This is a genomic window from Kribbella ginsengisoli (genome assembly GCF_039537185.1).
GTDB classification, from domain to species: domain Bacteria; phylum Actinomycetota; class Actinomycetes; order Propionibacteriales; family Kribbellaceae; genus Kribbella; species Kribbella koreensis.
This window is the reverse complement of the sequence record NZ_BAABAA010000012.1, coordinates 158,687-171,217: the sequence shown is the minus strand read 5'-3', so window position 1 is coordinate 171,217 and position 12,531 is coordinate 158,687. Positions and strand designations below refer to the sequence as shown.

Below are 12,531 nucleotides of genomic sequence, written 5' to 3'. Positions count from 1 at the left end.
GGGGGGATGCCCATCCAGGAAGGCTTTCGGAACGAGCGGATCGTCGTGGTGCCGCGGCCGCTCGTGACGGGGGCCTTGGGGCGGCCGGTGACGCGGCGTCTGCTGGTGACTGTGGCGGGTTATTTTCCGATGGCCCGGGGGCATCGGATGCAGCGGCCGCGGGGGATCGACGAGACGATCGTGATCGTGTGTGCGGCAGGGACCGGGTGGGCCCGGGTGGGGGAGGCGACGCATCGGATCGGGTCGCAGACGGCGTTGATCATTCCCAAAGGGGTGCCGCACACCTATGGGTCCGACGAGAACAGTCCTTGGTCGATCTGGTGGTGTCATCTGTCCGGGACCGACGTGGCGGAGCTGGTGGAGACGCTCGAGGTCTCGGCGGCGCGGCCGCTGGTGCCGATCCGGCGGATGGAGCGGGCGGTGGCGTTGCTGGACGAGATCGTTTCGAGTCTGGAGCGGGGGCAGTCGCCGGCCTGGCTGATCGGTACGGCGGGGGCGGCGTGGAAACTGCTGACCCAGATCAATGTGGACCGGGTGATGCCTGCCGACGGCGATCCGTTGCAGCGGGCAATGAGTTATCTGGCCGATCGGCTGGACAGCAGCGTGAAGGTTCCGGAGCTGGCGAAGCTGGTCGGGGTTTCGCCGTCGCATCTGAGCGCGCTGTTTCGCAAGGTCACCGGCGGGGGAGTGCTGGCCCATCACCAGAGCCTCCGGATGGCCCGCGCGCGGCAGCTGCTCGACGGCTCGCCGGCGACGGTCGCCAGTATCGCCGACGAGCTGGGGTATTCCGATCCGCTCTACTTCTCGCGGCAGTTCAGCCGGTTCCACGGCATGAGCCCGACCCAGTTCCGCCGCCGCGACGCGGTCTGATGGGTCAGCCTTTCAGCCCGCTGTTGGCGATACCGGCGAAGAACTGCCGCTGCAACACGACGAAGACGATCACCAACGGCAGCGTGCAGATCAGCGCGCCCGCCATCAGGGTCGGGTAGTCGGTGCCGAACTGCCCCTGCAGGCTGGCGAGCCCGACCGGCAGCGGCCTGGCGTCGCCGGCCGGTGCGACGATCAGCGGCCAGAGCAGATCGTTCCAGGAGTACAGCGACGTCAGTACGGCGAGAGCGGCGATCATCGAGCGTGCCATCGGCAACATCACGCTCCAGAACGTCCGGAAGGTGCCCGCGCCGTCGAGTCGCGCGGCCTCCTCGTAGTCCTTCGGCATCGTCAGGAAGGCCTGCCGCATCAGGAAGGTCCCGAAGGCCGAGAAGATGCCGGGGATGGCCAGTGCCGGCACCGTGTCGAGCAGCCCCAGCCCCTTCATGATGTCGAACTGACCGAGCAGGAACAGCTGGCTCGGCACCATCAGCATCACCATGAAGCACGCGAACAGCGTCCTGCGCAAAGGGAAGTTCAACCGCGCGAAGGCATACCCGGCGAGGGCGGACACGAACACCTGACCGACGACCCGCAGGACCAGCGACATCACCGAGACGGAGAACTGCGCCCAGAACGGGGTGACGTGGAAGAAGCTGCGGTAGCCCTTGGCCGTCGGATCCGACGGGAACAGCGTCGGCGGCAGCGACGCGACCTCGTTGCTGGTCTTGAACGACGTCAGGATCTCCCAGACGAAAGGGACGACCATCAGCAGCACGGCGATGATCAGGACGACATGGAGCCGCCATTGCCCGCGACGGTCAGTCATAGACGACCCACTTCTTCTGAAGACGGAACTGAATCGCGGTCACGATCATGATGATCACCAGCAGCACGATCGCGATCGCCGCGGCATACCCCTGCTTGAACTGCACGAAGGCCGCCTCGTAGAACAGGTACACGATGGTCTTCGAGCCACTCAGCGCGGTGTTGTTGATGCTGCCGAGCATGATGAAGACCAGGTCGAACATCTGCAGTGCCGAGATAGTCGTCAGAATGGTCACGAAGAAGACGCTCGGGCTGAGCAGCGGCAGCGTGATCGAGAAGAACTGCCGGACCCGGTTCGCGCCGTCGAGCGCCGACGCCTCGTAGAGGTCGACCGGGATGTTCTGCAGTCCGGCGCCCAGGATGATCAGGTTCACGCCGAGGCCCATCCAGATACCGACCACGGCGAACGCGTAAACGGCGAACCGGTCATCGGCCACCCAGTACTCGCCCGGGATGCCGAACAGCGACAACACGTAGTTCAGCAGCCCGAAATCGCCGTTCAGGATGAACCGCCAAACCATTCCCACCGCGACCGGCAGCGTCACCACCGGCAGGAAGAACAGCACCCGGTAGATGCCCCGGCCGCGAGAGACCTGCTGGATCAGGGCAGCGAAGACGACCGCCAACGGAATGCCCAGCAAAACGATGACGGTGTACTTCGCCGAGTTGCCGAGCGCACTCCAGAAATCCGCGTCGGAGAGCAGCTTCTGGTAGTTCTCGACCCCGTTGAACCGGCTCGGGCCGAAGACCGGGACCTTCCGGAAGCTCTTCAGGAAGGTCGCGACGAACGGCCAGAGGTACAGGGCGGCCAGGCCGATGAACGCCGGAGCGATCATGGCGAAGGCCGCCCAGTCGGTACGCTTCCTCATCCGTTCTCGGCCAGTACTTTGTCGATGGCATCGGCGTACTGGGCCGCAGCGTCGGCGACCGAAACCTTGCCGTCCCACGCGGGCGTCAGGTACTTCGCCTGCAGCCCCTGCCACTCAGCGGCATTGCCCTGCACCGGCAGCGGTACGGAGTACGCCTTGGCATCGATGAAGGTCTGCAGGTTCTTGAACTCGGGCATCGCGTTCATCCACGTCTTCTCGGTGCCCTTGTACGCAGGCAGCACCGCACCCGACTTCGCCTGGATGTTCGCGGCCTCCTCGCCACTCGCGAAGAGCAGGAACTTCTTCGTCTCCTCGGGGTGCTTCGTACCGGCGTACCCGACGTTCTCGATCCCGCTCGTCACGGTGGCCTGCTTCACGCCGGTCGGTAGCGGCGCGACGTCGACCTTGGCCCGGATCGCCTTGTTGTCGTAGAGCTTGAGCGCCCAGTAGGCACCCGAGACGTACATCGCGACCTTGCCCTGCTCGAACATCGTCTCGCCCTCGGTGTCCGACAGTTGCTGCAGGGTCGGCGACGACTTGTCGGCCTGCAGGTCGGTCCAGAACTTGATGCCCGCCTGGGCTTCGGGGCTGTCGATGGCAGCGGTCTTGCCGTCGTCGGAGATCACCTTGCCGCCGGCCTGGAAGATCGAGTTGTAGTACCCGCCCTGGTAGTCGAGCGGCGCGGCCACACCCCAGGTCCCGCCGGCCGGGTCGGTCAGCTTCTTCGCCGTCTCGCGGAAGTCGGCCCAGGTCCAGTCGGCCTTCGGGTAGGCGACGCCGGCCTTGTCGAACATCGCCTTGTTGTACCAGACGGCGTTGGTGTCGACGTCCTTCGGCAGGCCGTAGAGCTTGCCGTCGCCCTGGTCGTACAGGTCGAGGACCGCCTGGGGGTAGTTGCCGAGGTCAACGTTGTCCTTCTTGACCGTGTCCGTGATGTCGAGCAGCTGGTTTCCGGCCGCGTACGGCCTGATCTGCTGGGCCAGCATCCAGAAGGCGTCGGGTGCGGTTCCGCCCGCGGCGCCGGTCTGCAGGGTCGACCAGAACTCGGGGTACGGCCGCTCCTGGATCTTCACCGTGATGTTCGGGTTCTTCTTGGTGAAGGCAGCGGCGATCTCCTGCATGGCAGGGGTCTGGGTGCCGGCCCAGATGCCGTAGGTGATAGTCACCGGCCCGTCAGAGCTCGACGCCTTGTCGCCGCCGCCCGAACATCCGGCGAGCAGCGCGGCCACGACCGCGATCGACAGCAACGACTTCCTGTTCATCTGTTTCCTTTCGTCACGATGAAGCGGGCCGAAGCCCAGTCCACGTGTGCTGGAGGGTCGCCGGCGGCGACCTCTCGGGTGGACAAGGTGACAACGCGAACGCCGGAGACATCGACATCGAGGTCCACGGCGGTGTTTCCCGCTTCCAGTACGACGGAACTCAGCTCCCGGCCGTCGCCGCTCACGACCGCTCGCGCGCTGGTCAGCGGCGTCTCGTCGTCGATGCCGACGCTGACGGTGAACCGGCCGGCGTGACCGCCGAAGTACAGGTCGACCTTCGAAGGCGTCGACACCCCGAGGCCGTCGGCGAAGTGCGCTCCGGCGATCCGCATCGGGGACCCGTCGGCCGGATTGCCGCCGCCGTTGCTCAGGTCGCGCTCGACCGGGCCGCTCTCGTTCTGGAAAGCCAGCATGGGCAGAGCAGAGACACGATGTACGCCGGCCACGAGTGGTGCCACGACTCGCGCATGGGTGATTGCCGGAGGCATCGAAGTCGATTCGACGGTGACGATGCCTTGAGATCCGGGTGGCAAGTCACTCGGAGCCTGGATCCGCCAGCGGCCGTCGCCGACCACCTCGGCGCTCCAGCCAGGTGCCACGCGGACCCGCGCATCGGCGCTCGTCCTGACCACAGCGACGTTGTCGTCGTCGAACACGGCAAGCTCGGGCTCGACTGTCGGCGCATCCACGACGGCCCGGGGAGCCGACCGGAAAAGCTCACCGTCGGAAACGATCGCCACGAAGCCACCGTTGTCGGCCAGTGAGACCTCGAAAGAACTGCCGGACACCGTACGCTCGACCAGCCCGGCGGCGTCGTCGGCAGACCCAGTGCTGTCGGCCAGCCCGGTGGTGTCCTCGATGAGCAAGGTGGTTGGGTTGATCAGGCCGAGGCGGTCCAGGTTGATCGTCAGGGTTCGGCGGCGGCCAGTGGCGATGCAGCCGATGAACCAGCGGTCGCCGTGCCGGCGGGCTATCACGGCCTCGGTGTCAGGCGTGCCTGAGAGCAGTACCGTCTCGTCCCACACCGGCGCCAGCTCGGCCAGGAAGCGGGCGGCGAGTGGACGCTCGGCATAGGCGGCGACATCGTCGGCGAAGTGCGTGATCCCGCACTCGAACACCACGCTGAGTCCAAGCTCATGGCCGTCGCTGGTGACCCGATCCGCGGCCGAGAAGGCCACCGGCGTGTAGTCCATCGCCCCGACGACATTGCGTGTGAACGGCAGGATGACATTGTGCTCAGCCGTCAACGGAGTGTCGTTGTAGAACACGTAGTACTCCGAACCGCGCACGGCCTCGTACCCCACCACCTGCGGCCAGGTCCGGGCCCACCCCCGCGGAATCACCGAGCCATGGAAGTTCACCATCAGCCCCAGCCGCGCGGTCTCCTGCAGCACGGAGTCGTACCAGCGGTACCGGTCCTTCGACTCCGACTCCATGAAGTCGACCTTGATCCCGGCCACCCCCCACGAACGCCACAGCGCCAGCCGCCCGAGCTTGTCCGGCCCGTCGAGGTCGTGCCACACCGTCCACAGGTGCACCTGGATTCCCCGCCTGCTCGCATACGCGACGATCTCGGGGACCCAGGTCTCCTCCCAGCCGCAGTCGATCAGCAGGTGCTCCCAGGACATCTCGGCCGCGGCGTCGACGAATCGCTTCTGCTGCTCGAGTTGCGCGCCGGAGTAGAAGTCGGACCACCACGACCACGCGGCGCGGCCCGGCCTGATCCAGTCGGCGTCAGCGAGCTCCGGCCGTACCGGCGAAGCCAGCTCGTCGACGAACAGGGACTCGACGACGTCGGCGAGCGAGCCGATGATGAACACCCGCCACGGCGTGACATCACCGCGAGCGATCTCGACGGCCGCGTCGGCGATCTCGAAGCCGAGCGTCGTACCTGACATCGCCGCATGCGCGCCGGAGTACCGCCCGTCGATGCCCGACTCCGACACGAGCAGGTAGTCGTCACCCGACTGAGCCAGAAACGGGAACCCGTACGAACCGGGCTCGAGCTCGGCGAGGTCGACACCGGCCCGCGGCGTCTCGTACCAGGTCTGGTGCTTGAGCACCCACGCGCGCGAGAACAGCTCGAGATCGATGCTGGTGTTGTCGGCGGTGACGCCGGCCAGGCCCTGCAACTCGGGCATCGCGTACCGGACGGCGATCCCGTCGGGGCTCACTCGCAGGCGGATCGTCCATTCGCGATCGGTCGCGGCGTGGTGCAGGTCGACCCGCAGCTCGCGGTGGTCGACCAGGTGGTTGCCGCGCGCCTTGCCGGCCGGGGCGAACCACTCCTCGATCACGGGGAACTCCGACGAGCGCACCACGGTCGAGCCCGAGCCGAGGTCGGCGCCGTCGACGCTGATGCCCAGAGCAACTACTCCGAGTGGCCGATCGTGTCGGCTGAGCTTCAGGCCGATGGATGATTCGCCGACGGCCAGCGTCGCGGTGACAGTGCCGTTGCCGACCGTCGGAATCCAGTCCTCCTTGATGATCACGAGCGCAACCCTAGTGACCGGCCGATCCCGCGAACATGGCCGTTCGGCGTTAGTACATGGACGATTCGACGAAATACGAAGGGCCACGATCCCCCGCGGGAATCGTGGCCCTCCGGCTGGATGGATCAGCGGACGACGCTGAGCCTGTCGATGCCGACCGCCGCCGAGGAGGCGCTCTTCACCCTGATGACGTTCGACCCCGCGGTGAGCGTCAGGCCGAGTGTCTTGGTCGCCATGGCCGTCGCGGAACCGGTTGCGGGCAGCGTGACGGTGACGGCCGTCCCGCCGTTGACCTGAACCTGGACGGTCTGCGCGGTCGCGCTCGCGTAATCGAGCCGCACCGTGTGGTTGCCTGCGGACGATGCTGTGACGCCGTTGACGTCGAGCGTGCCGCTACCGCTGAGCGACTTCACGAACGTACCGCCCGAGCACCCGGCACACGCACCCGTCGCTGCACCGCCGGCGAGCGTGTTGCCCGCCGCTTCCGCCTCGGTGGCTCGCTCGATGGTGAGCGCGTCGATGTCCGGGGCGAAGGCGCTCGGGTTGTCGAACTTGATCGTGTTCGAGCCCGCGACGAGCGGCACGTCGACCGACCACTTGTTGACGAACTCCCAGCCGCCCGAATCGGGCAGATTCTCGGTGCTCAGTACCGTGCCGTTCACCGTGATCCGCACCGACCGCGGATCGGCCGACGTGTAGGTGAACGTCATCCGGTGCGTACCGGCCGTCGTCGCCGTGACGCCGTTGAACTGCACCGAGCCGCCCGACCCGACGTTGCCGACCTTCGACCCCGTCGAGCACCCCTTGCAGGCGTCGACCGAGGCAGAACCTGCTCGCGTATTGCTCGCCGACTCCGCTTCGTACCGGGTGTCGGCACTGCCGATCTGGGCGAGCGGCGTCTGGGAGATCTGTACCGCCACCCCGCCGGTCGCGATCATCGGCAGCGACAGGGTCGTTGCACTGGTCACCGACTGCGTGCTGACCTGGACCCGGCCGGACGTGTTGTCGGAGAAGATCGTCGCCGTGTAGGTGCCTGCTCCGAGGAACGACAGCGGCACCGTCGCCGTCCGGGCAGGCGAGGTCATACCGGCAACGAACCAGTCGGACCCGGACCGCCGGGCGAGCGTGATGTGATCACCCGGGAAGCCTTCGACGACCTTGGTCTGGTCCCACGTGGTCGGGATGGCCCGCATCAGGTGACGGCCCGGCCACTGCTCGTACGCCGCGGCCGAGTCGGCGTAGTTGATCATGCCGGTGTTGTAGACGATCGCCTGCGCGAGCGTGTGCCCTTGCGTCAGCACCGAGGCGTTCTGCGAGATCATCGCCGGCGTGTAGTCCATCGGCCCGATCGGCCCGCGCGTGAACGGATACGTGACGTCGGCGGCCGCGGTCGTGGGCGGCGGGTACTTGTAGTGCTCGGTACCGGCCACGGCCTCGGACGTCAGGACCCACGGCCAGGTGCGGTTCTCGCCGCCCGGTTTCGTACTACCGTGCAGATCGAGCATCATCTGGTTCGCCCCGGCGGCGTCGCCGATCGACTGGTACCACTTCTGGACCGCCTGCGAGTCGCTCAGGAAGAAGTCGACCTTGAGGCCGGCCACCCCGTATGCCTTGTGATCGGCAACCAATTGCGTCGCCTGGGCGGGGGTCTGACCGGCGTCAGCGGTGACCCAGGCGAAGACCTTGACCCCCTTCTGGGCGGCGTACGCCGAGATCGCGGGCAGGTCGACGGCCGGGGTGTAGCAGCAGTCGACGGTGATGTACTCGAAGCCCATCTCGGCGGCGAAGTCGACCATCTGCTTCTGCTTGGTGAGGTCGGAGGCGCTGTCCTCGTCGGAGTACCAGGACCAGGCCGCGCGTCCCGGCTTCACCCAGCTCGGGGTGGTCGCGGCCGGTGGGTTGAGGTTCTGCACCAGGTCGGAGTTGTAGAGGACGTCGAGGTTCGGCGCGATGACCGCTACCCGCCACGGGGTCTGGAAGGGGTAGGTGCTCGACATCGGGAAGCTCTGGTCCGGCGTACGGGACAGCTTGAGCAGCCCGGTGCCGAGACCGTCACCCTCGAGCATGCCGGGGGCGTAGCTCGCGTTCGAGTTGTAGCCGTTGGCCTCGCTGATCAACGTGAAGTACGCGTTGTTGTTGATCGAGGCCAGCGCCGGCATCGTCAGATCGACGCCCGAGTTGAGCTGGGTCGCGTTGCGGTAGATGTAGTCCTGCTCGTAGTTGGAGTTCCACGGTGCCGCCCACCCACCAGTCGTGGCCGGCAGGCGGAACCCGGTCGTCTCGCCTGTGATGGAGATGGCGCCGCTGCCCGCAAGCACGTACCGGAAGGCGATGCCGTCGTTGTACGCGCGGACGACCAGCTGCATCGTCGCGCCGCTCTTCGTGTAGGTCAGCGTCATCTGCCGGCCGTCGTTGACGTAGCTCGGCTTGGTCCCGGCGGGCAGCGAGTAGGTCTCGTTGATGATCGAGCGCGCTTCGCCCGTGTAGGTGAGTCCTGAGGTGAAGTCGACGGTGCTGGTCGTGATGCCGAGCGGCGAGTCACCGAAGATGCTGGTGCTTCCCGACACGACGCTGTACGTCAGCCCGCCGCCGGCCTGGTCGGTGACCGTGATGTTGGTCAGCCCGTCCGGCGAGGTCAGCGTGTGGGTGACGAGAGCCTGTGCGGGGCCGGCGGTGAGTAGTGGTGGACCGAGGGCCAGGACGGCGACCAAGGCGACCGCGAGTTTGGCGAAACGCCTTGTTTTGTGGGAGATCTGCATGTCGTCCGACAGTACGGACAGCAGGCGACCGGGAAAATGAGACTTTTGCGCGCTGACATGGATGATTCGACTTGGTTTTTCAGTCCTGGTCGTAGGCGGTGAGCAGGCGGGTCCGCGAGTTCTCGAGGTGGGCTCGCATGGCTTGCTCGGCGCCGGCCGCGTCGTGAGCGCGGATCCGGTCGCTGATCGCCTCGTGCTCGCTGGTGGTGACCTCGGCGATGCCGTGGCGGAAGTACAGCCGGTACGTGTGGACGTGCGCGCGCAGCCGGTCGAGCGTGTCGGCGATCAGCGGGTTGCCGCCGGCACTCGCGATCGTGCCGTGCAGCTTCGCGTCCTCCTCGGCGAACTCCCGGTATGCCTGGTAGCTGTCGCCGTGGACGGCGGGTGCCATCGCCCGTACCGCGTCGTCGATGTCCCGGCGGTCCCGGTCGGTCGCGTTGGTGGCGGCGCGAGCGGCGGCGGTGGGTTCGAGGAGGAGGCGGAGGTCGTACAGGTCGAGGAGGGCGTCGCGGCCGAGCAGCGGTGCGACCAGGTAGCCGGCGTTCGGTCGCCGGACGACCAGGCCCTCGGCTTCGCAGCGGAAGAGCGCCTCGCGTACGGGCGTTTGCGAGACCTGGAGTTCGCGGGCCAGGCCGTCGATCGAGAGGCGGGCGCCGGGCTCGAGGGCGTTGTCCATGAGGAGGCGTTTGAGCGCCTCGTACACGCTTTCGCGCAGCATCAGGCGGGGCGCGGGCCGCAGCCGTGGTGGCCGGCCCTGGTCTTGGTCGCGCACGTTCTCCTCCTGCCCCGGCCATTGACACTGGGCCGCGCAGCTTCTAATTTCCAATATCGTATCCGATTTTGAGTGCCTCGCCGCCCGCCACCGAAAGGTCACTCCGATGTCGAACTCCGATTCTCCCGCTGAAGGACCCCGCCGCGCTGCCACCGAAGACCCCGGCCGATCTCCGGCTGGAGGACTCCGTCGCCGTTCGATCCTGCTCGGTGCACCCGCTGCCGGTGTTGCTGCCACTCTGCTCGGTTCGTCGGCGTCGCAGGCGCACGCCGCGCCGGTCCAGCTGAATGCGACCGGGCAACGGGTTGATGCGCAGGAGGCGCTGGCGCGGCTGCGGTTCGGGTTGTTCGTGCACTTCGGGCCGGCGAGCTTGACCGGTCGCGAGACCGGGTGGGGGCGGCAGGCGTACCGGGCCGGCAAGACGGACGAGACGAGTTCGCCGTACAACGATCCGGCCAAGCTGTTCGATCCGGTCTACGACGTTGCGTACAAGTCGTTCCTGCCGGCGAAGGGGTGGGCGGAGGATCTGGCTGATGTCGCGGTGTCGGCCGGGATGAAGTACCTGGTGTTGACGAGCAAGCACCATGACGGCTTCCCGATGTTCCGTGCGCGGAACTACGCGGACTCGTTCTACCCGGACTTCGCGACCACGCCGCTGGGGAAGTCGAAGCGGGATCTGGTCGACGAGGTCGCGGTCGCCTGCCGCTCGCGCGGGATCGAGTTCGGGCTCTACTACTCGGGCTGGGACTGGACCAATCCGCTGATCGTCGCGGGGGACAACGACGCTTATTACGGCTACATGATGGGCCATTTGAAGCAGTTGATGAGTGACTACGGGGACATCTCGTTCCTCTGGTACGACGGGATCGCACCGACCGATTTGAGCGTCTACCGGCCGCCGACGTTCCACTCCGTACCGCGCAACCTTCAGCCCGGGATCCTGATCAACAATCGCGGGTACGCGCTGGGCTGGGCGGACCCGCAGCCGACGCTGGCCGGTGACTACTCGACTCCGGAGCAGCGGGTCGGGGCATTCGACGTGGCACGAGCCTGGGAATCGTGCATCACGATCGGCGACCAGTGGTCGTGGCGGCCGAACGAGCGGGTGAAGTCGCTCGAGACGATCGTCAAGACGGTGATCTCGACGGCGACCGGCGATGGGAACCTGCTGTTCAACGTCGGGCCGAAGCCGTCGGGGGAGGTGGACAAGCCGCAGCGCGACCGGCTGGCCGAGGTCGGTCAGTGGATGAAGTCGTACGGTGCGGCGATCTACGGCACGCGGGGTGGACCGATCCGGCCCAGTGCGGTGGCGGCGACGACCTTCAAGGACGCGACGATGAACGTGTTCTTGTTCAAGCGGCCGGCCAGGGACAAGGATCTGCTGACGGTGCCGAACCTGAACAATCCGGTGGTCTGGGTGAAGACGCCCAAGGGCCGGGCCGTTCCGTTCACGGTCAGGCCTGACGGAGGGGTCGATCTCAACCTGGCTGGGCTCGACATTGCGGCCGGGCCGGTTGAGTTGCTGCATGTGAAGTACCGCGATCCGTTGTCGCACGAGTACTTGAGCTTGGAGCTGATCAGCGACCCCGTACGTCCGGGCAACCTGGCCCTGCACAAGCCGGCCACCCAGATCTCCACCGACTACGACGGCGACGCGGGCCGGGCGGTCGACGGCAACACCGACGGAAACTACTTCGGCAACTCGGTCACCCACACCACCGTCGATGCCAAGGAAGCCTGGTGGCAGGTCGACCTCGGCGCCTCGGCCCCCATCGGTGACGTCGAGATCTACAACCGTACGGACGGTGGTTTCGGCTCCCGCCTGACCGACTTCTGGGTGATCATCTCCGACAACCCCATCACCGCCCCGGACCTGGCCACCGCTCGCACCGCCCCCGGAGTCACCGCCCAACGCCACCCCGGCACAGCTGGCACCCCCACCACCCTCAACTTCACCGGCACCCCCGCCCGCTACCTCCGAGTCCAACTGGAAAACCAGAGCGGCCCGCTCTCCCTCGCCGAGGTCAGCGTCTACGCCCAAAACTAACTCCCCACGCTGCCTCGCCGTTCGCTCCTTCGTCGCTCACCACTCGGCGCTCCCACCCACCCCGGGTGCGCGCTGCGCGCGAATCTGAGAGTAGGCACCCGCCTGGCCGACGTACCGGTCGAGGCGGCGGCGTTCACCGAGGAGGTCTTCGGTCCGGTGGCGCCGGTGACCAGGGTGGACTCGGTGGAGGACGCCATCCGGCTGGCGGGTTCGAGCGAGTACGGGTTGTCGCTCGGGATCGTCACCAAGGACGTGATGCGCGGCCTGGCGATCGCCGAGCAGATCCCGACCGGCATCGTTCACATCAACGACCAGACCGTCAGCGACGAGGCGAACGCCCCCTTCGGCGGAGTCCGCGCCTCCGGCACCGGCTCCCGCTTCGGCGGCCCCGAAGCCAACATCGAAGCCTTCACCGAAACCCGCTGGATCACCTTGCGCGGCGAACCAGCGCAGTACCCGATGTAGCAATCCGCGCGCTGCCACCTGCCGCTGAGGTGGTGCGCGAGGTGGCGGCGGTTGGTGGAGAGGCGCGGGATTTTCTGGGGGCTGGCGGATTGACGGGGTGGGGTGGGCGGAGGAGTCTCGGGGGTAGGGGAGTTTCCTGGGGTTCTTGGGGGCAGGGGGTTGGGTTCGGC

The 12,531-nt window shown here is 67.0% G+C and carries 9 protein-coding genes; 3 read left to right on the top strand and 6 right to left on the bottom strand.

All coding sequences use genetic code 11. The annotated features are described in order from the left end of the window. Window positions 1–6: 6 nt before the first annotated feature. Entirely contained in the window at window positions 7–870 is an 864-nt protein-coding gene (locus tag ABD768_RS33050; protein WP_343966262.1) for a helix-turn-helix domain-containing protein, read from the top strand. Window positions 871–874: 4 nt separating this feature from the next. Here ABD768_RS33050 and ABD768_RS33045 read toward each other — a convergent pair whose 3' ends face one another. The 6 genes from ABD768_RS33045 to ABD768_RS33020 form a co-directional block, all read right to left on the bottom strand. Further along, window positions 875–1,696, bottom strand: coding sequence for a carbohydrate ABC transporter permease (locus ABD768_RS33045; RefSeq protein ID WP_344847315.1), 822 nt, complete (start codon window positions 1,694–1,696; stop codon window positions 875–877). Next, entirely contained in the window at window positions 1,689–2,564 is an 876-nt protein-coding gene (locus ABD768_RS33040; protein WP_343966258.1) for a carbohydrate ABC transporter permease, read from the bottom strand. Before ABD768_RS33040 ends, ABD768_RS33045 begins: the two co-directional genes overlap by 8 nt. After that, the gene (locus ABD768_RS33035; protein WP_344847313.1) at window positions 2,561–3,826 is read right to left on the bottom strand and encodes an ABC transporter substrate-binding protein; all 1,266 of its coding nucleotides are present in this window, start codon (window positions 3,824–3,826) and stop codon (window positions 2,561–2,563) included. The genes ABD768_RS33040 and ABD768_RS33035 overlap by 4 nt, the downstream gene beginning before the upstream one ends. Beyond that, on the bottom strand, window positions 3,823–6,318 hold the full coding sequence (locus ABD768_RS33030) for a glycoside hydrolase family 97 catalytic domain-containing protein (protein WP_344847299.1): 2,496 nt from the start codon (window positions 6,316–6,318) through the stop codon (window positions 3,823–3,825). The genes ABD768_RS33035 and ABD768_RS33030 overlap by 4 nt, the downstream gene beginning before the upstream one ends. Window positions 6,319–6,443: 125 nt before the next feature. Next, a complete protein-coding gene (locus ABD768_RS33025) occupies window positions 6,444–9,077 on the bottom strand; it encodes a glycoside hydrolase family 97 N-terminal domain-containing protein (protein ID WP_344847297.1) in 2,634 nt (877 codons plus the stop codon). A 79-nt stretch (window positions 9,078–9,156) separates the two neighbouring features. Then, window positions 9,157–9,849, bottom strand: coding sequence for a GntR family transcriptional regulator (locus tag ABD768_RS33020; protein WP_343966248.1), 693 nt, complete (start codon window positions 9,847–9,849; stop codon window positions 9,157–9,159). Window positions 9,850–9,955: 106 nt separating this feature from the next. Between ABD768_RS33020 and ABD768_RS33015 the strand changes: the two genes are divergently transcribed. Beyond that, on the top strand, window positions 9,956–11,896 hold the full coding sequence (locus ABD768_RS33015; RefSeq protein WP_344847295.1) for an alpha-L-fucosidase: 1,941 nt from the start codon (window positions 9,956–9,958) through the stop codon (window positions 11,894–11,896). Window positions 11,897–11,905: 9 nt separating this feature from the next. Beyond that, window positions 11,906–12,361, top strand: coding sequence for an aldehyde dehydrogenase family protein (locus ABD768_RS33010; RefSeq protein WP_344847378.1), 456 nt, complete (start codon window positions 11,906–11,908; stop codon window positions 12,359–12,361). The last annotated feature ends 170 nt before the right edge of the window (window positions 12,362–12,531 follow it).